A 25,784-nucleotide genomic window follows, 5' to 3' on the forward strand; every position below is an offset into this window, starting at 1 on the left:
TAACACCATTTACGGTGCGTGCCACTGCGGCGATTTCCTCTTCCAGGGTGCAGATACGGTCTATTCGGAGTGGGAGAACGCGACTAACGCTCAGACCATTCGCCTGGTAGCGGCTTTCGATAAGGACAGCGGTAAGATGCTGCCGGAGTTCGCACCGATTATGAACGGCGCGTATGGATACGGTGTGTGGGAGTCCTTCGTGGATTCCACGGGCACTCTGTGGGTTGGTGGCGATATCCGTAAGTCGCTGGGCGCTAATGGCGTACAGCCGACTATTGGCTTCGCGCGTTATGCTCCTCGTGATGTGACCCCTCCGGCTCCCCCGAGCGATCTGAAGGTCACGACGAACGGTTCCAAGGATCAGCTGACATGGTCGGGTATTTCCGAGCGTAGGGTGAAGTACCAGGTTCTGCGCGATGATCGTCCTATTGCGACGGTTACGGGTACGAGCTATTCGGTGGATCACCGCGATGGCGCCCGCTATTATGTGCGCGCGGTAGATACTGCAGATAACTATTCGGCAAGCACCGAGGCTGTCCAGGCAGCATAACACCTCATCAGGGCGATATGCGCTTTTGTGACAAAGAATTTTAGTGATGTTCGCCCTATTGTCCCGGGCTGGTTCATGACCAGCCCGGGACTTTTTTGCACAATGTGAATCTATTTCATTCATTTACATGAAGGTTCTTTCATTCAGAGATATATATTTATCTTCCATTCGGGCAAAAATAGAGCATTATTTAGGGCTTATTCTCATCATTTATAAAAACGTTATTTTTGCGGGTCTAAGTGTTTTCCCAGCTTTGCGTGTTAGCCTTTAGGTGCTTTGCCATTGTGCGAGGTATTATCTTCCGGAATATAGTCATTCTCACTCCAACCACTAAAGAGGCTTCCTATGTCATCATTCTTCAAGCAGTCCTCCCGGTCCCGGCTTCTGGGCACCCTGGGCACCGTTGCGGTATCCGCCCTGGTTCTGAGCGGTTGCGCTACTGAAAACCCGAGCTCCGATAGCTCTTCTTCCGCTTCTGCTTCCGCAAGTGTTTCCGCTTCTGCACACGCTTCTTCCGCTCAGTCTTCGAGCGCTTCCCCTAAGGTTTCTGAGCAGGGCACCGCTTCTGCATCCGCTGAGGCTTCGGGTGAGGCATCTCCCAAGGCAAATGCTGAGGCTACTTCTTCTGACGGTCAGAAGCTTGAAGAGATTTACACTGGCGCTGAGGAAATGAAGAACGCTTCTTCCGTGCCCGTTGACGCTGAAGAAGTTAAGAAGACTACCGAACTGGTTAACTCTTTTGAGACCATTCTGACCAAGGTCAAGGCGGCTCCTTCCGCAGCTCCTTCTCCCGAGCGTACCGCTGATCCGAGTAGCGATGAAGAGGCCGAGCAGCAGAACGTTGAGCAGGCGCGTGCTGTTCTCGATGATGAGACGATTCGCTCCATCGAGGCGGTAGCTGTGGATTCCGCTGCCGCTGAGTTTGCCGTGCAGGCTTCCGAATACGCACTGGCTGGCTGGCACTACGAAGGTTCTTCCACTGTGGTGGGCACTCCCCGTATGACTGAAACTCAGTACAAGGGTCAGCCCGCGCGCATGCTGGAAGTATGCATGGATTCTTCCTCGGTGAAGATCTATGACGAGAATAATCAGCCCGTTAAGGATGACAATTCTCCTAAGCGTTCACTCAATATTTACACCCTCGTTCAGGTCGATGGTCAGTGGAAGATTGCGACCCATGATTTCCCGAACAATCCTGATTGCTAGGGTCTAATTAAAGATGCCGGTTTCCAGTTATGATTCGCTGGAACCCGCGCATTATCATCCATAGCGCATTAATGTTGATGCGCACTCGATAACATTTCTTGGCATTCATTTGGAGATATTATGAAAGCCCACCTTGGCATGACGGGCTCCGGCTTTTCACGTTCTGCTATAACCCGCTCAACTCTTTGCTTGAGCATTGCTACGGCTTTGGCTTTGCCCGTAGCTATCCCCGCTATTACGCCGAGTACCGCTGTCGAACAGACTGCGGAAAAAAGGGACTCTGCTTTCTACAATGGCACGACCTCCGAGCGTGCTGCCGCCAGCTGTTGGGAAGCCAAGCAGGCTAACCCCGAGGCAAAGAGCGGCGCCTACTGGCTGTACACTCCCGCGATGAGCCAGCCTACCCAGTTCTACTGCGATCAGGAAACTGATGGTGGCGGTTGGGTCAAGATTGGTGAGGGCCGCGATGGCTGGACCGAAAACTACGAAGGTCAGGGCGACACCTCCCAGCTCTACAGTGATGCCGCACCCGCGTCGTCCGGTTTGACTCTAGAGCAGGGCAAAGCTCTGAGCTCGGTGCCTGCTGCAAAGACCCCTATTCAGCTTTCGGGCACCACTATTTCTCAGCTGCTCAACGGCACCCGCCCCGATCAGTTGCCTGATGGTTATCGTTTCCGCCGTGCCCTGAACACCTCGGGCACCAAGTGGCAGGAGGCGACGGTTGATCGCCGCCAGACTTCTGAGTGGACTTGGGCTCTGCGTTCAAACGCTATCTGGGCCAACGCGACAGTCTCCAACCCTGACGAGTTCTCTTCTTACAATGAAAATGGCCGCAGGGACTGGCCTGATGGCACGTGGGAAGACCATATGCTTGGCGGCCAGAACTACGGCTTCAGGACGATGCTCTTTGAGGAAATGGCTTCGCAGGATTACCGTATGGGTTTCCGTTACGGTGCAAACGCCCCCATTTCGCAGGATGGCTCTGAGCCGGCGATGACCGACGCGCAGAACTCTTACATTTACGGTAAGGACGGTAAGGGTGAAACCTCATTCGGTTACACCCAGATGTTCCTGCGCCCGAAGCTGACCCAGAATGATTTGAATCTGGGCGCTATCCCGGATTCAGGTACCCCGGCGAGCGCTCGTCGTGCCCTGCCCAGTAGCCGTTCGGCGGATTGGCGCTGGCGCACCAGTGCTAAGACCGCCTCCGGTAAAACCGGCGAGATGAACACCTACGTTGAGGCGATCACCGAGGTCGATCACGGCAACGGCACCTCCAGCGTGTTTATTGGCGGCGACTTCGAGTACCTTGAGTCCTCTACCGGTGAGCATGTTGCGCAATCTAATATTGCTGCTTTTGACCCGGAAACCGGCGAGTTGCGCCGCGACTTCAAGCTGACTGTTAATGGTCAGGTGAAGGCTGTTGAGGCTCTGCCGAATAACCGTCTGGCGGTTGGCGGCACCTTTACCCTGGTTAACGGTAAGAAGCATGAGAGCTTCGTCGTTGTTGACGCTACGACCGGTGAAGTTGCCCCTGAATGGGCCCAGGTTAAAGTCGAAGATCGCATTCGTACCGAGGTCATGACGGTGAAGACCATTCACCGTCAGGGTGACTACGTGTATATTGGCGGCACCTTTACCCACATTTATGAAAGTGAAAAGGCGGGTGAGGCGTATTCGCGCAATATTGCCCGTTTTAAGTTGGGCGAGCCTTCTAACGGTGTGCCCGGTATTGTGAGTATAGACCGTAACTGGCGCCAGGTGTTCAACGGTACTGTCAACGGTATTAGCGCCTCCGCTGATAACTCTCATGTTTACGTAGCCGGTTACTTCACCTGGCTCAACGGCGGCCTTGCCTACCGCGTGGCTGATATTACTCAGCATATGCAGAAGGGCAGCCCGTGGGCGTACCAGCATTCTGAGATTCCTGCCGGCGCTAATGTCTCTGACCTGCGTAATGAAACCAAAATTTGGGGTTTCCAGTTCGACGTCCAGGATGCCGGTACCGGCGTCTGGGTGGGCGGTACTGAGCACCTCATCTCTCGTTACGATAAGGCCTCTCTGACCCCCACCTACACCGCGATTACCCGCGATGGTGGAGACTTCCAGGATCTGCATCTGCACGGCAACACCATTTACGGCGCCTGCCACTGCGGCGACTTCCTGTACCAGGATGCGCGCAACAAACCGTCCCCCGTGAACGGTTCAAGCGTGATTCACTCGGTCAAGCTGGTTGCTGCGTTCGATAAGGACAGCGGTAAGATGCTGCCGGAGTTCTCCCCCGCGATTAAGGGTGACCACGGTTTCGGTATCTGGGAGTCTTTCGTGGATTCGAAGGGCACCCTGTGGGTTGGTGGCGATATTCACCGTTCGCTGGGTGTTCACGGCACTCAGGACACCGTCGGTTTTGCGCGCTTTGAGGCCCGCGATGTGACTCCTCCGGCTACCCCGCAGAACCTGCAGGTTGAGCTGAAGGACGATAAGGACGTTCTGACCTGGGATGCTGTACAGGATACCGGTAGTGTCCGCTACCAGATTCTGCGTGATGACCGCGTCATTGCTAGCACTTCGGGTACGAAGTTCGAGATTGACCACACCGATAACGCACGTTACTTTGTGCGCGCTGTGGACAGCTCGGACAACTACTCTGCGTCCACTCCGGTTCAGGTAGCTCCGGTTCGCCCGACTCCTACGGAGACCGCGACCGAGACTCCTAGCGCTGATCCGACGGCAAGTGCTGACCCGACCGCGAGCGCTGACCCCAGTGCTTCGGCAAGCGCTACCCCGAGTGCAGAAGCAACTACTGAGGCACCGAAGGAAGAGAATCCGAAGCCTGAGGAGCCTAAGCCTGCCGATCCCAAGCCCGAGGACCCAAAGGAAGAAACTCCTAAGGACCAGATTGTTCTGCCCTACGCGTCCGAGTGGAAGTACATGGTCTCCAGCAAGGCTCCTAACCGTAAGTACGGTTGGAAGTACAACTTCCACTTCACTTTGGAAGATATCGCGCAGGAAGCATGGCAGACCGGCAAGACCCCGATTGGTGTCGGCTCCGGTAACCTTAACACCTCCGTTAATGTTCCGCTTGTGCGTACCCGCCCCAATATCTACGCCTACACCACCATCCAGCTCACTCGTGAGCAGGCGAGCCGCGATCTCGTGCTGACCACCTACGCGGATGACGCTATTGCGGTGGGTGTTAACGGCGAAGAGGTTGGTCGTTCCAACTTTGACACTCGTGGAAAGCTGTGGAATAGCGCGATTGCATCGAGCTCGATTGATACCGCTACGGCTCAGAAGACTCCGGTGACCTTCACCGTTCCGGCTTCTCAGCTGAAGGCTGGTGAGAACCTGATTGCTGTTGAGGTTCACCCGGGCATTAGCCGACGTAACGTTCGCCCGAATGTGAGCTTCGATTTGCAGGCTACCTCCAAGGCACCGGTTGCTGAGCAACCCGCCGAGAAGGAAGGCGACAAGGAGGCGGATGCTCCCGCCGCACACGAGGCTGAGCAGCCCGTGGTCGACAACGCGAACAACGCGGCAGCCGACCCGGGCGAGCGACGCATCGTCAATAACGGAGTCGGAACCCGCGTTCCGATGCAGTCCCGAAGGAACTAATACCTTCTAGACAATCTCAGCTAAATGGGGTTTGATTTTCTGAATGATTCAGGAAATCAAACCCCATTTGCGTATATTCCCCACTTTTCCGTGTTTTTTGCATCATTTATTCCCATTATTTGTGCTTCTGTTATGTGCCTCTCTGCACAATGTTCAGAAATGTTTTCTAAATCCACAATTCACGGGAACAAAGCGCCGATAACCCCCTCTAACAGCACACCAAGCCTACCCGAAGGATCCCGCAAATCTGCACCAAAGCGCATTGTCAGAGGGTTTTTACGACACAATTGTTGACCCTGACCACACCCACCCTGTCGCACTTTATCTCGTTGTAAAATATCTATATAGTGGTGTATGTGAAAAAGGGACCAACCACCTCTTTTTCGCGCGCGGGACTTTCCGGACTTTCTCGCAACCGCCCCGAAAGGGAGTAATTCACTCTCCTTCACTCCTCTCACCGATTAAAAAGGAATGTGCATGTCCACCTCTGAGGCACCTCACGCCCCGAACTCCGCGCCCGCATCGGGATTTGCCGCGAAGTTCTCCCACACCCTGCGCTCCCTTGAGGCAGCGCAGAAGCCCGGCATTGGCGTTCCCGCCTACACCCGCTGGGTCAACCGCCGAGTAGCACGCTACTTCGCTGCGGCAGCTGTCGCACTGGGCATCACTCCCAACGGCGTCACCGCGATTTCCGCTGCATGTTCCGCTGCAGGCCTCATCGTTCTGATTACCTGCCCTCCCAGCATTGGTGTGGGCATCTGCGTTGCACTGCTTTTCGCTCTCGGTTACGGCCTGGACTCCGCTGACGGCCAGGTTGCTCGCGTGACCGGCGCGTCCTCCCCCGCCGGTGAGTGGCTCGACCATGTGGTCGACTCCATCCGTGTGCCCTCCGTGCACATGGCAACTCTGCTCTCCTTCCTGCTGTACCCTGCGCACTACTCCTTTACCGGTTCCAACGCATTCAACGGCTGGATCATTGCGATGCCCATGATTTTCACCGCGCTGACCGCCGGTCACTTCATGAGCCAGATTCTTGCTGAGCAGCTACGCAACAACCGCAAGACCGCTGCTCCCCCGACCGGTGGCCCCCTGCGCTCCTTCATCAACCTGCACATGGACGCTGGTACCCTCTGCTGGATCTACATTTTCCTTGGCTTCGGACCCGTGTTCGTCATCGTCTACGCGCTGCTTCTGCTGGCTAATGCCGCAACCGTCCTGCTGTCCATGCGTCGCAAGTACGTTAGCCTCGCGACCCCCGCTGAGTAAGGAGAACCCCAATGATGCACTTCACCTCTCGCAACCCTGCTGTTTCCGCCGTTATCGCAACCAACGGCAAGCGCCCCGAACTGCTTCGCGTGGCGGTCCGCTCCATCCTTGAGCAGAGCTACCGCGGCTTCGTTGAAGTTGTTGTCGTCTTTGACCGTGTTGAGCCCGACCGCCTCGAGGACATTGAGGTCGGCGAAAACCGTGCCCTGAAGATTGTCTCCAACACCCGCTCTGGCGGTCTGGCTGGCGGCCGCAACAGCGGCATCATTGCCTCCAGCGGTGAGATGATTGGCTTCTGCGATGACGACGACTATTGGATGCCGTCCAAGCTCACCCAGCAGGTCGCTCTCTGGCGCGAAAACCCCGAAGCAGCCGCTATCTCTTCGGGTATTACCGTCCGCTCCGGCGGTCAGGATATCGTGCGCCTGGCGCCCGAGCGCGCAACCTTCGCGGACTTCCTGCGTTCGCGCATCACCGAGATTCACCCTTCCGCTATGCTGTACTCTCGCGAGGATTTGCTCGGCGTTGACGGTAAGCCCGCTCGCATCGGCCTGGTCGATGAGGAGCTGCCCGCTGCCTACGGTGAAGACTACGACCTGCTGCTGCGTGCAACCCGCCACGGCGATGTGCTGAGCGTGCCCGAGCCGCTGATTCTGGTGCTCTGGGACCGCCCCTCATTCTTCTCCGGTAAGTGGCAGTCCATGGTTGACGGTCTGAGCTACATTCTGCGTAAGTTCCCCGAATTTGAGCAGGATCCCAAGGGTCTGGCACGTATCGCCGGTCAGATTGCGTACGCTCAGGCGTCGCTGGGTAACAACAAGGAGGCGCGTGCCTACGCTCGCTCCGCTCTGCGCCGCGACCCCAAGCAGCTTCGTGCTTGGGCGGCGTATGTTGTGTCCACCGGCATTATTAAGCCCGCTACTCTTCTTGATCTCGTCCAGAAGACCGGTCGAGGTCTCTAACCAGGTATCGCACAGACATGGTTTCCTCTTCCGTTCTTTCCCCTCCGGGTACTTCGCCTGTGGCTCTGAAGGATTCCGCCGGGTCGGTTAATACGCCGCCTAGCGGTATTCTGCGTGCCCGCGCGCGCATCCGCCCGGTGTCTACGGCGCAGAAGAAGCTCCCCGCCTGGCCTCTGCTGGCGTTGCTGTACGGCTTCCCGGCGCTGTGGGCTCTGGGGCTGCTTCAGATTGCACCGCTGGTACTGGCAGCGATCATACTTTTTTACCTCATCATTCGAGGTAATGTGCGTGTTCCCGGTTCCCTGTGGGTCTGGGGTGCATTCTGCGTGTGGGTTGTTGTTGCGGCACTTGCTCTGACCCGTTCCACCGACATTATTGGTTGGGGTCTGCGCTTTGTGAATATTCTCAGTGCCGGCATTTACGCCCTGTACTACTACAATGCGCGCTCCTCTATTAGCGTCAATAGGCTGCTGGGCGGTCTGGCAACTCTGTGGGTGACCCTGATTGTTTTGGGTTACGGCGGCGTTCTCTTCCCCGAGTTCCGTCTGCGTACCCCGATGAGCTTCATCATGCCTTCTGGCTTTATGCAGAACCCGCTGGTGCGCGACTACATGCTTCCTCCCCTGGCGGAGGTTCAGCGTCCTTGGGGTGCGCCTGAGGCGTATATTCGCCCCTCCGCGCCGTTCCCTTACGCGAATAGTTGGGGTCTGGCGTACACCCTGCTCACCCCGGTGATGCTGGCGTGCCTGCTGCGTCTGCGTTCCATCTGGTTGCGTATCGCACTGCTAATCGGCATGGCGCTTTCTACCGTGCCGGCAATTGCGACCAGTAACCGCGGTATGTTCATTGGTCTGGGTATCAGCGCAGCGTACGTACTGCTGCGTCAGTTCCTTGCAGCTAATTGGCGTGCTGTGGGTATGGGTGTTGCGGCAATCGTAGCTGTGGTTGTGGCGCTCTTTGCGTCGGGCACCGTGGATAATATTCTGGGTCGTCAGGACTACTCGGACTCCACCGGTGGTCGTGCGGCGCTCTACCGCGCTACTTGGAAAGCGACTTTGGAGTCCCCGATTATTGGTTACGGCACTCCGCGTATGGAACCGAGCATTGGCGTGTCAATGGGTACCCAGGGATACCTGTGGACTCTGATGTTCTGCTTTGGCTTCGTGGGTCTGGCGCTGTTCGCGCTCTTCATGGTGTGCACTGTGGCAAGCGGTGCACGAGTGAAGACCACGCCCGGGTATTGGCTCCATAGCGTGCCGGTAGCGTGCTGTGTTGTCTTCATCTTCTACAGCTTCGATATCGCTCAGCTGACCATTCTGATGCTCGCGTCGATGGCATGTATTCGTTCCATTCGGGATGGTGAGGGGCTATGACGAAGAATCAGTCCCCTCGTGGTTTAGAGACCTCTGCGGTTTCAGCTTTCGATGATGCCTACTCGACGGGTGGTCACCCTAGCCGCCGTGCACGCCTACGTGAGAGCGGCGAGTACGTGGAGCCGGTAGTGGAGCTGACTGATTCGCAGGTGGAATCTTCTGCTGATGAGTTCGCTCCGACGGTGGACGACATCCGTTCCGGTCGTTTTCCTGCGACCACGGCGCTGTCGATTGTGCCTCCGGCTCGAGGCTTTGCTTCCGAGGAGTCGTTGCCCGGTTCTTTGGAGGCGGGTTCCTCAGCGGCGAACGCTACCGCTGTAGCGGGTGCTCATCTGCCCGGTTCCCGGCGGATTGCCCCGGCTACTGCTGAGTCTGTAGAAAAGGCACAGGAAGAAAAGACTCTGACTGAGAAGGCTAAGCCTTCCGCGTCAGGTGTTCCGGCAGATAGCGCATCCGCAAAGAGCGCGCCGGTTAAGAAAGCTCCCGCTAAGGGTAAGCAGCCCAGCCTGGCGAAGAGCGGCTCTCTTGCTTCGCTGTGCGTGATGTACGGTGCGGGTATCGCATTTGTGACCACGATGGTGGTGTCGAATGGTATTGGTGCTGAGGGTTCGGGCGAGTTCTTCCGTCTGATGGCGTTGTTCGCGATTGCGATTTCACTGGTGACCTTCGGCGCGGATACTGGCTTGGTTCGTACGATGAGCGCTCAGCGGGCGCTGGGACGTTACGGTGTGTTGCCGCAGCTAATCCGTTACGGTCTGATTCCTTCGCTGGTGACTTCGGTGCTTCTGGTGACGGGTGTTTACATCTACACCGGGATTGTGCCGATGGCTCCCGAGTATCAGGCGGCGATGCGCGTCAGCTCCGCTTTCGTGCTGGTGGCGGCGTTGATGACGGTGTTCTTCGGCGCTCTGCGTGGTCTGCATCGTGTGGTGACTTTTACGCTCCTGCAGAATGTTCTGCTTCCTACTCTGCGTTTTGCGGCTGTGGGTTTGGTGGTTCTGTTCTCGGGTCAGCTCATGGATTTGGTTTACGCTTGGACCATTCCGGTGGCGATTACCGCGGTGGTTGCCCTGTGGCTTTTGGAGCGGGCGTTCCCCTCGGAGGAGCATCTGGAGGTTCTTCCTTCTGAGGATTCTCCGACCGAGACGTTCCGTTCGTTCTGGGGTTTCAGCTCTGCACGCGGTGTCGCAACCGTTGTGGAAACGATTCTGGAGTGGATTGACGTGCTGGTGGTGACGGCGTTCTTAGGTGCTGCTGCAGGTGGTGTCTATGGTGCTGTGAACCGTTGTGTTCGTGTGGGTGCCATGATTGAGCACACCGGACGTGTGGTGACCGGCCCGTCGATTAGTGCGGCGTTGGCGACTCGTCAGCTCGATCGTGCTCGAGAGATTTTCCTATCGACTACTCGCGTGTTGACTGCTCTGTCTTGGCCGTTCTACCTCTCCTTGGCGTTCTTTGGTCCGGTTCTTCTGGGCTTCTTCGGTAAGGGTTTTGAGGCTGGCGCCGGTATTCTCTGGGTGATTTGCCCGGCGGCGATGCTGTCGATGAGTGCCGGTGGTGTGCAGTCTGTTCTGCTGATGAGCGGTAAGAGTCGCTGGCAGCTGTTGAACAAGTTCTCCTCGCTGGTGGTGGCTGTGACTTTGAACTTCACCTTGGTTCCGGTCTGGGGCCTGTACGGTGCGGTGACGGCGTGGGCATCGGCTCTGCTGATTGACACCTTCTTGGCGAGCTACCAGGTGTTCCGTTTGGTGGGTATTCGTGCTTCGGTCCGTGAGATGGCTCCTTCGCTCTTCTTGGGTGCGGCTGTTCCGACAGCGTGTGCTCTGGTGTCTTTGACTTTCTTGGATCAGAGCGTATTGGGCGTCATCGTGTACGTGGTGCTTCTGGTGCCGGTGTACGGTGCGGTGCTGTACCGCTTCCGTAAGGCTCTCGGTATTGAGCGTTTCCTTTCCGCCCGCCGTGCGAAGTCTTAGTCTTCCGCTTCTTCTACGTTTTTCTCCGATATTTAGTGTCCGTTTCTCTTCCTCTAGGATGTCCTCATGGATAACACCTCTCATTCCTCCTCGGTTACCCTTGGCAGCCAGGTACGTCGCATTTTCCGACACCCTCTGCTAATTCTGCTGTCAGTCGTGGTTTTCGCTGTGGCGGGTGCCGTCTACGGCTACATGACCAATAGCAAGTACACTTCTAAGGCTTCGCTGGTTGTTTACCCGCTGGTGGTTGATCCCGCCGGTACCGGTAGCGCTAACTCCGCGAAGGTGGATATTGCGACCGAGTCTCGTGTTGCTTCCTCTCGTGAGGTTGCGCAGAACGCCGCGAAGTCTCTGATTGCTAATGGCGATACCCTCTCTGAGGCTCAGCTGACCAGCCGCCTGATGAGCTCCGTCAAGGTGACTGGCACCTCTCAGACTGCTGTGCTGGATATTGAGGTAACCCGCCCCAACGGCACGGATGCTGCACGTTACGCTAACGCTATGGCAAACGCGTACCTGCAGGTTCGTTCCGAGTCTCTGAAGAGCAGCGTTGATTCCGCTCTGCACCAGATTGATGAGCAGATTTCTGCTCTCGAGGGTGATAACGGCCGTGCGGGTCTGCTTTCTCAGCTGCAGGAGCGTCGCGCCCAGATTCAGCTGACTTCCACCACCGGTGGCCGTGTGATGAGCGAGGCTCAGGTTCCTTCTTCTTCCTCGGCTCTTGGCCCGGTGAAGATGGCTATTGTTGGTGCTGTTGCCGGTCTGCTGATTGGTGCTGTGCTGGCTTACGGTCGTGACCGCACCATGCGTCACGTTGGTTACGCTGACCGTCTGGAAGATGCTGGCATCCCGGTTCACGAGCTGGGTTCCTCTTCGGAGGCGAATGACGCGTTCATGCTGCTGCGCACCATGGGTGCTCCCGACGGCGATGTGAAGAGCGCTGGCGCTTCCGGCATTGTCATTCTGCCCGGTACTGACCGCGGCGTTGAGCACCTGTACCAGATGCTGCAGCGTGTTCTGCCCACCGAGTACGCACGTTTCACCGATTACGCTTCGGTCCGTGACGCTCTGACCCGCCACACTCCCGAGTCGCTGGTTGAGAAGAGCGAGACTCCTCTGGTGATTAGCCTGAGCACCGCTACTCCCCTATCGACCCAGCTGCGTTTCGTTCAGGCTGGCGGCGTGGCTCTGGTTCCGGTGGCTGCAGCTACTTCTCTGCAGCAGGTTCGTGAGCTTTTCGCTCAGCTGGATCAGCTTGAGGGCGTGAACGCTCTGGCTGTTTTCCTGGACCGCGAATAACTAGACCGGGAGTAACTGGACCGCGCGTAATCGGGGTCTATTGATGGATGCCTCGCCTCTGTGCGGGTTCGTCCTTCGTCCTTGAGCGTAGGGTGCGGTGGTACCTGCTGAGGCGGATCTATTGTGATAGGTCTGTTGATGCCGGTTCCGTAGGGCCCGTCAGCTCACCCTTATCTTCTCTTCTTATTTTTCTCTTGTATTGGGGCTTTAGGAGAACACTATGACTGAGGCAACTTCCTCTCAGGCACCGAAGAAGCTTCTGCTGGTTTCTAGCAGTGGCGGACACTTGAAGCATCTGACAGCTACTTCTGCTGCGTGGCAGGATTATGACCGCGTGTGGGTTAGCTTTAAGCAGCCCGATGTTGAATCTTCTCTCGCGGATGAGAAGACCTATTGGGCGTATTACCCGACCACTCGAAATATTAAGAACGCTATTCGTAATCTGTTCTTGGCATTTCGTATTTTCCCGAAGGAACGTCCGGATGCGGTTGTTTCTGCGGGTGCAGGTGTTGCTGTTCCTTTCTTTGTTGCAGCTAAACTTTTTGGCGTAAAGACTCTTTATATTGAGTGTTTTGACCGCCCAACTCTGCCGACGATGACCGGCAAGATGCTGTACACCTTTGCTGATCGAATTATTGTTCAGAGCGAGGAACAGCAGGAGAATTTCCCTGATTCTCGTGTGATTCATCCCATTTTCTAAGAGTGATGAATTTATCCTGAAAATAGCGTCCCCGCGTGTGCTGAGGGCGTTATTTTCAGGGTATAGTATTTATTAATACATACAGATACGCATAAGTCGTGCGCTCCACTGTGGACTCACCATCCAAGCGAACTAACCACTCGCCAGAGAAGCGTATGCGGAGATTACTCACCATTTTCTCCGGCACGACGCCGCCACGTATACCAATGATGCCCTCCGGATTTTTGCGTCAGGTATACGGGGTTACTACCGATAAATACATAGAGAGGAATAGGCTATGTCTATTCAGAACTTCCCCCGCGTCAGCGTTGATACTTCCAAGTTCGACCTGCCCGTATTTACTCCTGCCGTCGCGCCCGTTCGTATTCCTACCAAGACTTACGATTTGGTGGTGTCCCTCGGCACCGACGTTCACACTTTTGATCGTCTTCTGCGTTGGGTTGAGGCTTATCTTGAGGCTCACCCCAAGGTCACCTGCCTCGTGCAGCATGGTCACACTGCGCCCATTAAGCACGCAGACAACCTCAAGCTTCTTCCCGCCTCCGAACTGCTGGACTACTACGCAACCGCGCGCGTAGTGCTGGTTCAGGGCGGCCCCGGTTCCATCCAGGATGCACGCCGCACCGGCGCTCTGCCCCTGGCTGTTCCGCGCCGCGCAGAGTTCGACGAGGTCGTTGACAACCACCAGGTCCCCTTCACCACTCTGATGGAGAAGCGCGGCCACGCTGTTGTTGTTGAAAGCCGCGAAGACCTCTTCGACAAGCTGGATCTTGCTCTGGCGAACCCCTCCCTGTTCCGCACCGCTGAGCCCTACATCTCCACCCCGGAGATTTCTGCAGCACAGCTGAGCGAGGAACTGCAGGATCTGCTCGCTGGCAAGACCCACCGTAAGGATTCCTTCTGGGGTCGCCTGAAGCAGGCTGCTCGCGCACACCGTGCGGGTAAGGCTGAGATGGCTCGCATCGACGCAATGGCTCCCAGCGCCTAAAAGCTTTAGCTTTCTAAGCCCAGCATCCTTAGCGATGCGATGTGGGAGCCACCCGGAGGTGTTTCCCGCATTTTTAGACCGGCATGCGAATCCTCCAACCACCCTGTGAGAGGCTGCGGACGTTTTCCCTTGTTCACGGCATATTCTCAGGTGGATTCGCGTCTTTACATTGGTTGCGAAACCCCGCGCACCGTATCCTTAGAAGGGATAATGCGCGGGGTTTTCGCGCACTACGAAAGGAACAATTATGGCAGTTCAGGAATCGACCGTTATCAACGCAAGCGTTGAGCAGGTTATCGAGGCATTCTCCAGCGAGGACTTCGCACGCTTCGTCTGCTCCGAGGTTGGCGTTGAGTTCGGTAGCTTCTCCGTTTCCGGTGACACCTCCGCTGAGTTCACCGCAACCACCGAACGTACCGTGCCCGCTGAGCGCGTGCCGGACATCGCTCGTAAGTTCGTCGGCAACGGCGTTGCTATGACCCAGGTGGACACTGTAAGCGCACCGGCTGCTGACGGCTCCCGCACCGTTTCTACCGAGGTCAAGGTCAACGGCGTTCCCGTGTCCGCTCAGGCTACTCAGAAGCTGACCCCCGAGGGTGAGCAGACCCGCCTGGACGTCAACGGTGAAGTCTCCTGCTCCATCCCGCTGGTGGGCAAGAAGATTGCAGCCGCGGCTGAGCCTCAGGTTGGCCGCGTGCTGAAGGTTCTGGGCACCTCCGCTGAGAAGTGGCTGGCACAGCGCTAAAGCTTATGAGACGCTCACCTTTGAGGTGTAGCTGATATACCGCCAATATACAAAGGATCCCCGCCGTAAGTAATTACGGCGGGGATCCTCTGTGTCTTTATGAGTCTCTATGAGCTCTAGCGCCCCCCACGAGGGCGTAGGAGCTTTAGGAGGCGATGATCGCCTCGGAGTATTCGCGTTCGCCGAGCAGCTCAGCGAAGCGGCGCATCTCTACGCGCAGGTCGTGCTCTGCTTCAAGCAGGTCAACGACCTTACGCAGCTTGGTGCTGGAGGTGTGCTCGGTGTAGGGGAAGTAGTGCACTTCCACGCCGACCTCTGCGAAGCGTGCTTCCAGGGCGTTACCCTTGTCGGTGCCCTTCCAGTCGTCGCCCTTGAAGAAGACGTTGAAGGGCTTCTGCTTCCAGGTTTCGAGCTTGTCAGGGGTGGTTTCGACGTGCACTTCGTCCACGTAGTCAATGTGGCTGACGATGGCGGCACGCTCTTCGATGGGGATGACAGGGCGGCGACCCTTGGTCACTTCCAGAACGTCATCGTGCACGACGCCTGCAATAAGGTAGTCGCAGTTTTCCTTAGCCTTGCGGAGAATCTCGAGGTGGCCGTAGTGGAAAAGGTCGTAGGCGCCTGCGGCGTAGCCAATAATCATGGGGCTTCCTTGTGGTTGGTAGCGGCGATGGGTATTCCGGTGTGGTTGAAGTACCGGAGGGTGAGAAACATATCCGCTGTCTAGAGTGAGAGCCTAAGAATAAGTAGAAGAATGTGCAATATTGAGAAAATATTTTCTACTATTGTCCTATTTCTTCTCGCTGTCGCCTCAGAGTGTGCGGGTCCGAAAAGAGTTTCTCGAGGGTGCTGGTTGGGCGCCCTTCGTCCTTTTATTTTACCAGTCACTTTTTTAGAGGAAAAAGGAAAAGATATAAATATGAGGCGGATACAGTGTAGTATCCGCCTCATGTTTTCATCATATTGTTTTAAATCAAAGAAATCTTATATCAGGAAAGAGTAGGGAGTAGATTCTCGGATCGAGTCACGTTTGGTACTCACCACTAAAAGCTCATCGAAAAACATTACACTTACATGCAATATATTATCGATGGCTCCATTCGATATTTTCGATTGGCGTTCAAATATTGGCTACTGACCGAACATTCCAACCTACCCTCTCAGCAAAGAATTAGTTCTTCGCGGTTGCTTCCTTAGCAGCTTCCTCAACCGCAACCCAGGAGAGCATCGCACACTTTACGCGCGCCATGAACTTCGAAACGCCGGAGAAAGCCGCCATATCGCCGTACTCCTCTTCGTCCAGGGTCACCTTACCGCGCGAGCGCAGCATCTCGCGGAACGCATCCACGTGGCTCTGCAGCTCGGAGATGGTCATGCCGGGAGCCATTTCAGAGAGCACGGAGGCGGCAGCCATGGAGATGGAGCAACCGTCGCCTTCCCAGGAGATCGACTCAATGGTCTTCTCGCCATCCTTCAGCTCATCAGAGAGCACCACACGCAGGTTGATTTCGTCGCCGCAGGTGGGGTTGTACTGGTGGTTATCGGCGCTTGCATGGCCGGCGGGTACCTCTACGAGGTGCTCGCCGCTGCGCTGCTTAGAATGCTCCAGAATAATTTCCTGGTACAGGGATTCAAGAGACACGGTGATCTTCTTCCGTCAGTTGGTATGTCTGAAAAATTGGGGCGTTGGCTTCTAACGCATCTGCTTTAAAAGCCGAAGTAGGGGCGCACCTCGGCGAGTGCCTTCAGGAAAGCGTCCACATCTTCGGTGGTGTTGTAGATGTAGGTGGAGGCGCGGGTCGAGGCGGTCACACCGGCGCAGCGGTGCAGCGGCTGAGCGCAGTGGTGACCCACGCGCACGGCGATACCCTGGGTGTCGAGTAGCTGACCCACATCGTGCGGGTGCACGCCCTCGATGGCGAGGGCGACCAAGCCGGTACGCTTGGTGGGGTCGGTGGGGCCGAGCAGTCGCACACCATCGATCTTCTGAACTCCCTCAACCAGGCGGGTGCCCAGTTCGTGTTCCCACGCCTCAACGTTCTCCATGCCCAAGTGCTGCAGGTAGCGCACAGCAGCGGCGAAAGCGACCGCCTGCGAGACTCGCTGGGTACCTGCCTCAAACTTGATAGGGGCGGGCATATACTCGGCGTCCTGCAGACCCACGCGGGTAATCATGGAGCCACCGGTCAGGAAGGGCGGCAGAGCTTCGAGCAGTTCGGCACGACCGTAGAGGGCACCGATGCCGGTGGGCGCCAGCATCTTATGGCCGGAGAACGCCGCGAAGTCGACGTCCAGGGCGTGGAAGTCTACGGGCATGTGCGGTACGGACTGGCAGGCGTCCAGCACGACGAGCGCGCCGTGCTTGCGTGCCATGGCGACCATGCGGGGCACATCGGTAATCGCGCCGGTCACGTTCGAGACGTGGGTAAACGCGACGATACGGGTCTTCTCGTTGATGATGTCTTCGGCTGCCGCGTAGTCGAGCTGGCCGTCCTCGGTGGAGGGAATGTGGCGCAGAGTTGCGCCAGTACGCTGAGCAAGGATCTGCCAGGGAATGAGGTTCGCGTGATGCTCAATCTCCGTGGTGACGATTTCGTCGCCGGGCTTCAGCGCGAAACGCTCGGCGGCGGGACCGCCGATGCCCTGGGAGGCGTTGCCGATGGAGTAGGCAACCAGGTTCAGTGCCTCGGTTGCATTGGAGGTCCACACGATTTCTTCGTCAGTGGCACCAACGAAGTTCGCAACGGTGATACGCGCATCCTCAAACAGGTCGGTTGCTTCGACCGCGAGGGTGTGGGCACCGCGGTGCACAGCGGAGTTAGCGTGCAGGTAGAAGTCGCGTTCTGCGTCAAGAACCTGAAGGGGTTTCTGACTGGTCGCCCCCGAATCCAGGTAGACCAAGGGGTGCCCGTTGACCTCAGTGTTGAGGATCGGGAAATCCTGGCGAAGCTGGCGTACGAGGTCGTCGCTCAGCGGGGTGTTGGCGGGGGTGGAGTATTCAGCCACGGGTACCTTCTTCTCTCGCTCATACGCTCCACGGGTCGGGTATTTTCCCGTCGTGGAGCGTATAACGTCATTCTTTTCTAGCTTATTCCCTCACCGGGCTCTTGCATAGTTAGGTAGAGCCTAGTTCACACATCGGCCCGCATCATGCATTACCCCAGTTCAGTGTTGACCCAGTTCAGTGTTTACCCGGCACGGGTCATACGGCTAGGAACCTGCGCCGTGGTAGCGCTGCTGGGTTGCCAGCAGGCCTTCCTTCACGAGCATCATGGTTGCATCCGCTGCGTTTGAGATGAGGAAGGGCAGGTCCTTCGCTTCGGTGCTACTGAAGGGCTTGAGCACGAAGTCTGCGGTGTCCATGCGTCCGGGAGGACGACCGATGCCGGTGCGCACACGGTAGTAGTCCTTGGTGCCCAGCGCCTTGGTGATATCGCGCAGACCGTTATGACCGCCCTCTCCCCCACCAATCTTGACCTTAATGGTGTCGAAGGGGATATCCAGTTCATCGTGCACCGCGATGATACGGTCGGGGTTAATATCGTAGAACTGGGCTAGAGCCGATACCGGGCCGCCCGAGGTGTTCATATAGGTCAGGGGCTTGGCCAGCACTACCTTGGGTCCGCCTATACCCAAACGTCCTTCCAGCACCTGGGCGCGCGCGCGTCCGTGCTCCTTGAAGCCACCGCCTACTTCACGCGCCAGTTCATCAACCACCATCTGGCCGATGTTATGGCGGGTTTTCTCGTACTCCGGGCCCGGGTTCCCCAGACCAACAATGAGCCACGCATCAGACATATCTTCGCCCTTTCCACGGCGCTGTAAAAGGTTTTTTAGAAAATTCATGGACTACACCATTCTATGAGTATGGCCCGCTACCACCTCAGAAGAGAGGTAGCGGCGGGCCATCCACAGATCACTGTTGCGCTAGGCGCAGGGCGCGGTCTTAGTGCTTTGAGTTATCTGAGTCGTGAGCTTCGCCAGCCTAATCTGATTCCTCGGAAGCTTCAACGATGTCACCCTCGGGTGCGTTTTCGCCTTCTTCACCGGGCTCGGGAACGTCGAGTTCCTCGGGCTCAGAAACGTTAACGATCAGCAGTTCAGCGTCTGCAACCAGGGTTACGCCTGAGGGCAGTTCAACATCTGATGCCAGAACGTGAGCGCCAGCTTCGCGGCCTTCGATGCTCACGGTCAAAGCTTCGGGTGCCTTCAGTGCGTCAGCTTCAACCAGAAGAACGGTTTCTTCCTGGTTAGCAACGGCGCCAACAGCGGGCTCGCCTTCAACGTGTACAGGAACCTCGATCTCAACGCGCTCGCCGCGCTTAACGGTCAGCAGGTCGATGTGCTGCAGTTCGGGGCGGATTGCGTGACGCTGGATGTCCTTGATCATTGCGAGGTGTGATTCACCTTCGATGTCGAGGTCGAGGATAGCGTTGGGGACGCGGGCAGCCAGGGTGGTTGCGTGGCCGGGGAGTACTACGTGCTTGGGCTCTTCGCCGTGGCCGTAGATGACGGCGGGGATGTCGCCTGCCATGCGGATGCGGCGCGCGTAGCCCTTGCCGAAGTCGCTACGTACGGTAGCTGAAATTTTGATGGTATCTGACATGAGTCGTCCATCCTTTCTTGGTTAGAAGTGATGCGCCAAGTGGAATAGGGACTGGCGCCAGAAATCTCTTTCCAACCAGCCACCGTCAGTTACGGACCTACACGTTTCGTGTATTCCACCGCCTTGGCCAAGACAATATTGTACAGGTTCCCGGCTCTTCTTCAAGGGCCGGGAACCTGTGATATGGCGCTTTTCACGCCTTTTATGCTGTTATCAGCAGATATAGGACCAAATCCTAGAGGATTAGGAACCCATTTCTGCAAGGTAGGCGGCGACCGCCTCGCGGTGATTGCGCGGGGTGAAGCCTGCAGCAATCAGCTTGGACAGGTCCATTGCCGAGTTCGTCGGACGGTGAGCGAAGAGCTCAGCGTTGGCGAAGTATTCCTCGGTGGTGGTGTCGCTGACTCGTGCCGGGTCGTGGCCGGTGCCTTCGTACACTGCACGAGCGAACTGTGCCCAGTTGATGACTTCACCGGTGTTCGACACGTTGTAGGTGCCGTATTCAGCGCCGGAAAAGAGCAGGTGCAGGGCAGCTGCTGCCAGGTCCTGGGTGAAGGTCGGGCGGCCCCACTGGTCGGCGACCACGGACGGGTCGATGCCGCGCTCAGCCAGGGATGCCATGGTGCCCACAAAGTTCTTGCCGGCGCCAACAACCCAGCTGGTGCGCAGGGTGTAGTGCTTGCGCCATGCGGCGGCGGCAACCTCACCGGCAGCCTTGGATGCGCCGTAGACGCTCAGCGGTGCCAGGGGGTGATCCTCCGGGTATTCCTCGCCCAGGGGCAGGGAACCGTCAAAGACGTAGTCGGTGGATACGTGAACCAGCGGCAGGTTAGCTTCTTCACAGATGGAGGCAAGAGCGCTCACGCCCAGAGCGTTAGCCGCCCAGGCGTCGCGGCGCCCCTCGGGGGTCTCTGCCTGATCCACTGCGGTGTACGCTGCAGCGTTGATGACCGCGCGGAAGGAGCGCCAGCGGAATGCGTCGCGCCACTGCTCGGGCTTGCCCAGGTCGAGGCGGTCACGATCCACAGCCAGGAAGGGTACGTTCTGCTCGGTGAGCTGGCGAACCAGCTCGGTGCCGAGCTGACCGCCAGCGCCAATAATCAGAATCGGGTCGGCTTCCAGGGGCTTGATCTCGTTCAGACGCGGGTGGTTACGGTCCTTCTCGGAGAGCTCTGCCTTCGCCAGGTCGATGGGCCAGTCGATTGCGACGGTCTCATCAGCAAGGTTCAGGAAGCTGTAGCCGGATACTGCATCCGCCGACCAGTGGTCGTTCACCAGGTAGGTGTAGGCGGTGTTCTCTTCCAGGGTCTGGAAGGAGTTACCCACGCCGCGGGGCACGAAGATGGCAGTGTCCGGGCCCAGCTCCACGGTGACGACCTTACCGAAGGACTCGCCGGCACGCAGGTCAACCCACGCGCCGAAGATACGGCCGGTCGCAACAGAAACGTATTTATCCCACGGCTCGGCGTGGATACCGCGGGTGGTACCTACCGAAGCGTTGAACGAAATGTTGTTCTGCACCGGGTTGAAGTCGGGCAGACCGGCTGCGACCATCTTCTCGCGCTGCCAATTTTCCTTGAACCAGCCGCGGTTATCGCCGTGAACCGGCAGGTCAATGATGAGCAGGCCGGGAATCTCGGTTTCAGTAACCTTCAATTCCTTGGTCATTACTGGCCAGCCTTTGCGTACTTCGCCTCAACCTCAGCCTTCAGGGGCTCCCACCAGCCGCGGTTATCGGTGTACCACTTAATAGTGTCGGCAAGACCGGATTCGAAGTCGGTGAACTTCGGCTCCCAGCCGAGCTCTGCACGCAGGCGGCTACCGTCGATTGCGTAGCGCAGGTCGTGACCGGGGCGGTCAACCACGTGCTCGAAGTCGTTCTCGTCCTTGCCCATCAGACGCAGGATGGTGCGCAGAACGGTGATGTTGTTCTCTTCACCGTCTGCACCGATGAGGTAGGTTTCGCCAATCTTGCCCTGCTCCAGGATGCGCAGCACAGCAGAAGAGTGGTCGGATGCGTGAATCCAGTCACGAACGTTCAGGCCCTCGCCATACAGCTTCGGGGTCAGACCCGAGAGGATGTTAGTGATCTGGCGGGGAATGAACTTCTCGATGTGCTGGTAGGGGCCGTAGTTGTTGGAGCAGTTAGAGATGGTTGCTTCAATACCGAAGGAGCGGACCCATGCGCGCACGAGCAGGTCGGAGCCTGCCTTAGTGGAGGAGTAAGGGGAAGAGGGGTTGTAGGGAGTGGTTTCGGTAAACTTTGCCGGATCGTCCAGCTCGAGGTCACCGAAGACCTCGTCGGTGGAGATGTGGTGGTAGCGAGTGCCGTGCTTACGGACTGCTTCCAGGAGGCTGAAAGTACCGATGAGGTTAGTGTGGATGAACGGTTCGGGGTTGGACAGGGAGTTGTCGTTGTGCGATTCCGCAGCGTAGTGGACAACAGCGTCTGCCTTGCCGACCAGTTCGTCGGCCAGCTCGCGGTCGGCGATGTCGCCTACGACGAGCTTGAAGCGGGATTCGGGAAGACCCTCCAAAGACGCAGCATTTGCGGCGTAGGTCATCTTATCCAGCACAGTAATAGTGTGATCAGTGTTATCGATGAGGTGGTGAACAAAGTTCGAACCAATAAAACCGGCACCGCCGGTAACAAGAATGTGAGCCATACGGTATATTTTACCTGCCTAAATAGCGATTTTTATGCCTCAACAAAGAGATAAACATGACACAATAAGAAGTTATGAAGGGAATTATTCTTGCCGGCGGCACCGGAAGCCGTTTGCACCCTATCACTCAGGGTATTAGCAAGCAGCTCACTCCGGTCTATGACAAGCCGATGATTTACTACCCGCTGTCCACTCTCATGCTGGCGGGTATCCGCGATATTTTGATTATTACCACTCCTACCGATCAGGAGCAGTTCCAGCGACTGCTCGGTGACGGTTCCCGTTTCGGTATTAATCTCGAATACAAGGTGCAGCCTTCTCCGGATGGTCTGGCACAGGCATTTATTCTGGGTGCTGATTTTATTGGCAACGACCCCGTAGCCCTCGTGCTCGGTGACAATATCTTCTACGGTCCCGGTCTGGGTACTCAGCTTGCCACCTACGAGCAGAAGGATGGCGCGACCGTCTTCGCTTATCGGGTTGCTGATCCTCGCGCTTACGGCGTGGTGGAGTTCGATGAGAATTTCAACGCACTATCTATTGAAGAGAAGCCCGAGAACCCCAAGAGCGACTACGCTATTCCGGGCCTGTACTTCTACGACTCGAAGGTTGTAGAGTACGCACGTCAAATCAAGCCTTCCCCTCGCGGTGAGCTGGAAATCACTGACCTCAACCGTGTCTACCTGGAACAGGGTAAACTGAAGGTTGAGGTTCTGCCTCGCGGTACCGCGTGGCTCGATACCGGAACCTTTGATTCACTCGCTGATGCCACTAACTTCATCCGCACTGTTCAGAGCCGTCAGGGTCTGTCAGTTGGTTGCCCGGAGGAAATTGCGTGGCGCCACGGTTGGCTCTCCGATGAGCAGTTGCGCGACATTGCTACCCCCCTCGTCAAGAGTGGTTACGGTAGCTACCTGCTCGGATTGCTCCGCTAATAAACACCTGGGGATCTTCGCATCCCTTCACCGCCTGCAACAACACTCCACGTCGCAGGCACACTAACTCAAACTTTCTGGAGTATTCTCACTACCATGACCATTTTGGAATTTTTCCGCACCACGAGGGCTAACCTCTGGCTGCTGATTATTGGCATCGTTGTCGGTGCCGCAGCGGGCTTCGGCTATGCATCTCTCCAGCCGAAGGTCTACGCTGCATCATCCTCGGGCTACGTGACCGTGGGTGAGTCCGGTACGGTGGATGTTCTCTCGGGCTCTACGGCCGCTAAGGAGCGCGCTCGCTCCTACGCTGCTATCGTCTCCTCTGAGGCCGTGGCACAGAAGATTAAGCAGAACAACCCCGAACTGTCCCTGTCCACCGGTCAGATTCGTTCTAGCCTCACCGCAACCGCAGGTGATAACGCTGCACTGATTACCGTTAACGCGAAGGCTTCTTCCCCGAAGAACGCACAGGTTCTCGCTAACAGTGCGCTACAGGCTACCGCCGACTACATCAAGGAAATTGAGCAGAACCCCGGTAACGCTCAGGCTCTGGTAAACGGCGAAAACACCGGTGCATCCCCGACCGGCGGCAACACTGTTCGCGTGATTCCGCTGAATAACGCAAGCGTGAACCCCCCGCTGGTGGCTCCGAACTACCAGCAGAACGTACTCGTTGGTGCCGCTGCTGGCCTGGCGCTGGTGTACCTGGCTATCTTCCTGCGCCGCGCGCTGGATCAGCGCATCCGCACCCGTGACGACGCTACCAAGGCAACCGGCGCAAGCATCCTGGGTGTTCTGCCCGTCAGTGACGACCTGAACGAAGAGAACATCGTTAAGGGCAACACCGACGACCACATCGCTCAGGAGTCTATCCGCCAGCTGCGCACCAACCTGCGCTTCGTGAACGTTGACACTCCCCCTCGTTCGTTCATCGTCACCTCCGCAGTGCCCGGTGAAGGTAAGTCGACCGTGTCGCTGTCGCTGGCTCGCGCAATGGCTGACGCTGGTTCGCCCGTCATCCTCATTGACGCCGACCTGCGCCGCCCGACCGTGGCTAAGAAGCTGAAGCTCGACGCTAAGGTTGGTCTGACCCAGGTTCTGGCTGGCCAGGTTGAGATCGCTAACGCCGTGCACCAGCTGGGCGATTCGAACCTCTTCGTCCTACCTGCAGGTCGTATCCCCCCGAACCCCTCCGAACTTCTGGGCTCGGATAAGATGCGCCAGCTGATCAACGAGCTCTCCGAAGAGTTCATCGTGGTTGTCGACGTTCCGCCGCTGCTGCCCGTGACCGACGCTTCGCTGCTCTCCCACTCCGTGGATGGCGTGATCCTCGTTGGTTCTATCGGTCGAAGCCACCGTGAACAGATGACTGAGGCAGCAAGCATCCTGAAGAAGGTTAACGCTAACCTCTTCGGTATGGTTCTGAACCGTGCACCCCGTAAGGGTCTGGGTAACTCCTACTACGGCTTCGGTTACGCAAGCGCCTACGTTGGTTATGCAACCTACTACGGTTACGGCAAGGAAGGCGACAAGAAGTCGTCAAAGAAGTCCTCGACCAAGAAGTAACAACGTAATAAGCGCCCTAAACCATAGGGAGCGACTTAGGGCGGGATGGGCAGTATTTTCTGCCCGTCCCGCCTTATACTTATCTGGTATACATGTGCACCGAAAGGCTATTGTGACCACTCACTCACCCAATACCCCGGAGCCGCAGACTACTCCGCTCGCGGCACGGATTCGGCTTGCGCACGCCTACTTCCAGCGGATTGCCGACATGCACTCCATCGATATTCTGCATGTCAAAGGCTACGCTTTCTCCCAGGAAATTTACCGCAAGGGCAGGTACAGCTCCGACGCTGACCTGCTTGTCCGGCCCTCTCACGTGGACCGCTTTGTAGAGATCCTTATGGCAGATGGATGGCGTATCCAAGCCCACTTCGAAACAGGTTCCGTGTTCGAGCACGCGATGACGCTCTACCACGCTTCATGGGGCCTGACTGATATTCATCGTTTCTTTCCCGGTCTAGGACGCCACGGCGATTATGAGAAGGCGTTTGACCGCATCTGGGCGGCACGCAAGACCCGTATGATTGCTCACCGTCCCTGCACTGTCCCCAGCGATCTGGATGCGCGTCTTCTCGTGGTGCTTCACCGCGCCCGCGCTGCATCACGCTACAGTGCAGATATTAACTATCTAGTCTCTCTGCTCTCCTATAGCGATTGGCAGCGCCTACGAGCCCGCGCGGAGGAGCTTGACTCTTCCCTCGCATACAGCGCGGCTATGGGCGGTCTGGAGCAGTACCGTGACGACCGCGACTACCTACTGTGGCTGTCGGTCTCCCAGGATGTGCCCCACTACATCCAGTGGATCGGACGCCTGCAATCAGCAACGACCCTGCACGATAAGCTACGCACACTCAAAAATATTTTCTTTGTGAATAAGGACCATTTGGCGATGCAGCTGGGACGCACCCCTACTAAGGCAGAGATACGTGCAAAGTTCTTTGAGCGTTTCGGAATCAAGGTGAAAAAATGAGCAATCCGGTAGATTCCCGTCAGACCGTATACGGCATCCCCGAGAACATCGCGTATGTTCATTCTGAAGAGTTCGCTAAGTACTCCCCCACAGCAACTTATCTCGCGAATCTTGCCAACGGTGAGCTGTCTGTTCTTCAGGATTCTGCCTCCATTATTTGGAGTATTTTTGAGGACCCGATGCCGTTGCAGGACGCTATCGACGTGCTCTGCGAAATGTATGAACAGCCCATAGAGACTATGGGACCGCAGATTGAGGGTTTCATTCCTGAGCTGCTCTCCAAGGGGCTCTTAGAAGCCCGGTAAGGCCCTCAGAACGAATAAAGAAGGCGGGGCGGTAGAACTATATAGTTCTACCGCCC

The 25,784-nt window shown here is 57.0% G+C and carries 21 protein-coding genes and 1 pseudogene; 15 read left to right on the forward strand and 7 right to left on the reverse strand.

The features are described 5' to 3' along the window. The 11 genes and pseudogenes from HMPREF3055_RS06420 to HMPREF3055_RS06470 all read left to right on the forward strand — a co-directional run. Positions 1 to 550 (forward strand): annotated as a pseudogene (locus HMPREF3055_RS06420) (fibrinogen); the annotation flags it as partial. 345 nt (positions 551 to 895) lie between these two features. After that, positions 896 to 1,756, forward strand: a complete 861-nt coding sequence (locus HMPREF3055_RS06425) for a hypothetical protein (protein WP_070634144.1) — start codon at positions 896 to 898, stop codon at positions 1,754 to 1,756. A gap of 207 nt (positions 1,757 to 1,963) precedes the next feature. After that, on the forward strand, positions 1,964 to 5,371 hold the full coding sequence (locus tag HMPREF3055_RS06430) for a fibrinogen-like YCDxxxxGGGW domain-containing protein (protein WP_246826909.1): 3,408 nt from the start codon (positions 1,964 to 1,966) through the stop codon (positions 5,369 to 5,371). Positions 5,372 to 5,848: 477 nt separating this feature from the next. Then, complete coding sequence (locus tag HMPREF3055_RS06435) at positions 5,849 to 6,637, forward strand: CDP-alcohol phosphatidyltransferase family protein (RefSeq protein ID WP_070738618.1); 789 nt, start codon at positions 5,849 to 5,851, stop codon at positions 6,635 to 6,637. A gap of 11 nt (positions 6,638 to 6,648) precedes the next feature. Then, positions 6,649 to 7,599 (forward strand): glycosyltransferase family 2 protein, encoded by a 951-nt coding sequence (locus tag HMPREF3055_RS06440; RefSeq protein ID WP_049345168.1) that lies wholly within the window; start codon positions 6,649 to 6,651, stop codon positions 7,597 to 7,599. A gap of 17 nt (positions 7,600 to 7,616) precedes the next feature. Then, a complete protein-coding gene (locus HMPREF3055_RS06445) occupies positions 7,617 to 8,972 on the forward strand; it encodes an O-antigen ligase family protein (RefSeq protein WP_070738620.1) in 1,356 nt (451 codons plus the stop codon). Then, on the forward strand, positions 8,969 to 10,945 hold the full coding sequence (locus tag HMPREF3055_RS06450) for a lipopolysaccharide biosynthesis protein (protein WP_070691404.1): 1,977 nt from the start codon (positions 8,969 to 8,971) through the stop codon (positions 10,943 to 10,945). Before HMPREF3055_RS06445 ends, HMPREF3055_RS06450 begins: the two co-directional genes overlap by 4 nt. 66 nt (positions 10,946 to 11,011) lie before the next feature. Then, positions 11,012 to 12,244 carry a Wzz/FepE/Etk N-terminal domain-containing protein gene (locus tag HMPREF3055_RS06455; protein ID WP_070738622.1) on the forward strand — a complete coding sequence of 411 codons (1,233 nt, stop codon included), beginning with the start codon at positions 11,012 to 11,014 and terminating at the stop codon, positions 12,242 to 12,244. A 220-nt stretch (positions 12,245 to 12,464) separates the two neighbouring features. After that, on the forward strand, positions 12,465 to 12,944 hold the full coding sequence (pssD, locus tag HMPREF3055_RS06460) for a PssD/Cps14F family polysaccharide biosynthesis glycosyltransferase (RefSeq protein WP_049350003.1): 480 nt from the start codon (positions 12,465 to 12,467) through the stop codon (positions 12,942 to 12,944). 277 nt (positions 12,945 to 13,221) lie between these two features. After that, positions 13,222 to 13,932, forward strand: coding sequence for a glycosyltransferase (locus tag HMPREF3055_RS06465; protein WP_070691410.1), 711 nt, complete (start codon positions 13,222 to 13,224; stop codon positions 13,930 to 13,932). Between the two features lie 247 nt (positions 13,933 to 14,179). Then, positions 14,180 to 14,677, forward strand: coding sequence for a DUF2505 domain-containing protein (locus HMPREF3055_RS06470; RefSeq protein ID WP_070688332.1), 498 nt, complete (start codon positions 14,180 to 14,182; stop codon positions 14,675 to 14,677). A gap of 145 nt (positions 14,678 to 14,822) precedes the next feature. Here HMPREF3055_RS06470 and HMPREF3055_RS06475 read toward each other — a convergent pair whose 3' ends face one another. From HMPREF3055_RS06475 to rfbB, 7 genes are all read right to left on the reverse strand, one after another. Continuing rightward, positions 14,823 to 15,320 (reverse strand): FAD synthase family protein, encoded by a 498-nt coding sequence (locus tag HMPREF3055_RS06475; RefSeq protein ID WP_005506961.1) that lies wholly within the window; start codon positions 15,318 to 15,320, stop codon positions 14,823 to 14,825. Between the two features lie 528 nt (positions 15,321 to 15,848). After that, entirely contained in the window at positions 15,849 to 16,319 is a 471-nt protein-coding gene (sufU, locus tag HMPREF3055_RS06480; protein WP_049355937.1) for a Fe-S cluster assembly sulfur transfer protein SufU, read from the reverse strand. A 65-nt stretch (positions 16,320 to 16,384) separates the two neighbouring features. Next, positions 16,385 to 17,683 (reverse strand): aminotransferase class V-fold PLP-dependent enzyme, encoded by a 1,299-nt coding sequence (locus tag HMPREF3055_RS06485; protein WP_049355935.1) that lies wholly within the window; start codon positions 17,681 to 17,683, stop codon positions 16,385 to 16,387. A 204-nt stretch (positions 17,684 to 17,887) separates the two neighbouring features. Further along, the gene (gene pth / locus HMPREF3055_RS06490; RefSeq protein WP_070738624.1) at positions 17,888 to 18,475 is read right to left on the reverse strand and encodes an aminoacyl-tRNA hydrolase; all 588 of its coding nucleotides are present in this window, start codon (positions 18,473 to 18,475) and stop codon (positions 17,888 to 17,890) included. 187 nt (positions 18,476 to 18,662) lie between these two features. Next, positions 18,663 to 19,283: a 50S ribosomal protein L25/general stress protein Ctc gene (locus HMPREF3055_RS06495; protein ID WP_005506952.1), complete on the reverse strand. Its 621-nt coding sequence runs from the start codon at positions 19,281 to 19,283 to the stop codon at positions 18,663 to 18,665. A gap of 243 nt (positions 19,284 to 19,526) precedes the next feature. Beyond that, positions 19,527 to 20,951, reverse strand: a complete 1,425-nt coding sequence (gene rfbD, locus HMPREF3055_RS06500; protein ID WP_070738631.1) for a dTDP-4-dehydrorhamnose reductase — start codon at positions 20,949 to 20,951, stop codon at positions 19,527 to 19,529. Next, positions 20,951 to 21,949, reverse strand: coding sequence for a dTDP-glucose 4,6-dehydratase (gene rfbB / locus HMPREF3055_RS06505; protein ID WP_044142793.1), 999 nt, complete (start codon positions 21,947 to 21,949; stop codon positions 20,951 to 20,953). Before rfbB ends, rfbD begins: the two co-directional genes overlap by 1 nt. 74 nt (positions 21,950 to 22,023) lie before the next feature. Between rfbB and rfbA the strand changes: the two genes are divergently transcribed. The 4 genes from rfbA to HMPREF3055_RS06525 all read left to right on the forward strand — a co-directional run bounded on the left by rfbA (position 22,024) and on the right by HMPREF3055_RS06525 (position 25,728). Continuing rightward, positions 22,024 to 22,884, forward strand: a complete 861-nt coding sequence (gene rfbA / locus HMPREF3055_RS06510) for a glucose-1-phosphate thymidylyltransferase RfbA (protein ID WP_070688334.1) — start codon at positions 22,024 to 22,026, stop codon at positions 22,882 to 22,884. Positions 22,885 to 22,980: 96 nt separating this feature from the next. Beyond that, positions 22,981 to 24,453, forward strand: a complete 1,473-nt coding sequence (locus HMPREF3055_RS06515; protein WP_070688335.1) for a tyrosine-protein kinase domain-containing protein — start codon at positions 22,981 to 22,983, stop codon at positions 24,451 to 24,453. Between the two features lie 112 nt (positions 24,454 to 24,565). Further along, complete coding sequence (locus HMPREF3055_RS06520) at positions 24,566 to 25,423, forward strand: nucleotidyltransferase family protein (RefSeq protein WP_070688386.1); 858 nt, start codon at positions 24,566 to 24,568, stop codon at positions 25,421 to 25,423. After that, positions 25,420 to 25,728, forward strand: a complete 309-nt coding sequence (locus HMPREF3055_RS06525; RefSeq protein WP_070676147.1) for a PqqD family protein — start codon at positions 25,420 to 25,422, stop codon at positions 25,726 to 25,728. Before HMPREF3055_RS06520 ends, HMPREF3055_RS06525 begins: the two co-directional genes overlap by 4 nt. Positions 25,729 to 25,784: the final 56 nt, after the last annotated feature.

It is taken from the genome of Rothia sp. HMSC061C12, from assembly GCF_001815755.1.
GTDB lineage: Bacteria > Actinomycetota > Actinomycetes > Actinomycetales > Micrococcaceae > Rothia > Rothia mucilaginosa.

Excerpts from the sequence above, each read along its gene's own strand:
- HMPREF3055_RS06425 (WP_070634144.1), top strand. The coding sequence starts at position 896 with ATGTCATCATTCTTCAAGCAGTCCTCCCGGTCCCGGCTTCTGGGCACC.
- HMPREF3055_RS06435 (WP_070738618.1), top strand. The coding sequence starts at position 5,849 with ATGTCCACCTCTGAGGCACCTCACGCCCCGAACTCCGCGCCCGCATCG.
- HMPREF3055_RS06440 (WP_049345168.1), top strand. The coding sequence starts at position 6,649 with ATGATGCACTTCACCTCTCGCAACCCTGCTGTTTCCGCCGTTATCGCA.
- HMPREF3055_RS06445 (WP_070738620.1), top strand. The coding sequence starts at position 7,617 with ATGGTTTCCTCTTCCGTTCTTTCCCCTCCGGGTACTTCGCCTGTGGCT.
- HMPREF3055_RS06450 (WP_070691404.1), top strand. The coding sequence starts at position 8,969 with ATGACGAAGAATCAGTCCCCTCGTGGTTTAGAGACCTCTGCGGTTTCA.
- HMPREF3055_RS06455 (WP_070738622.1), top strand. The coding sequence starts at position 11,012 with ATGGATAACACCTCTCATTCCTCCTCGGTTACCCTTGGCAGCCAGGTA.
- pssD (WP_049350003.1), top strand. The coding sequence starts at position 12,465 with ATGACTGAGGCAACTTCCTCTCAGGCACCGAAGAAGCTTCTGCTGGTT.
- HMPREF3055_RS06465 (WP_070691410.1), top strand. The coding sequence starts at position 13,222 with ATGTCTATTCAGAACTTCCCCCGCGTCAGCGTTGATACTTCCAAGTTC.
- HMPREF3055_RS06470 (WP_070688332.1), top strand. The coding sequence starts at position 14,180 with ATGGCAGTTCAGGAATCGACCGTTATCAACGCAAGCGTTGAGCAGGTT.
- HMPREF3055_RS06475 (WP_005506961.1), bottom strand. The coding sequence starts at position 15,320 with ATGATTATTGGCTACGCCGCAGGCGCCTACGACCTTTTCCACTACGGC.
- pth (WP_070738624.1), bottom strand. The coding sequence starts at position 18,475 with ATGTCTGATGCGTGGCTCATTGTTGGTCTGGGGAACCCGGGCCCGGAG.
- HMPREF3055_RS06495 (WP_005506952.1), bottom strand. The coding sequence starts at position 19,283 with ATGTCAGATACCATCAAAATTTCAGCTACCGTACGTAGCGACTTCGGC.
- rfbD (WP_070738631.1), bottom strand. The coding sequence starts at position 20,951 with ATGACCAAGGAATTGAAGGTTACTGAAACCGAGATTCCCGGCCTGCTC.
- rfbB (WP_044142793.1), bottom strand. The coding sequence starts at position 21,949 with ATGGCTCACATTCTTGTTACCGGCGGTGCCGGTTTTATTGGTTCGAAC.
- rfbA (WP_070688334.1), top strand. The coding sequence starts at position 22,024 with ATGAAGGGAATTATTCTTGCCGGCGGCACCGGAAGCCGTTTGCACCCT.
- HMPREF3055_RS06515 (WP_070688335.1), top strand. The coding sequence starts at position 22,981 with ATGACCATTTTGGAATTTTTCCGCACCACGAGGGCTAACCTCTGGCTG.
- HMPREF3055_RS06525 (WP_070676147.1), top strand. The coding sequence starts at position 25,420 with ATGAGCAATCCGGTAGATTCCCGTCAGACCGTATACGGCATCCCCGAG.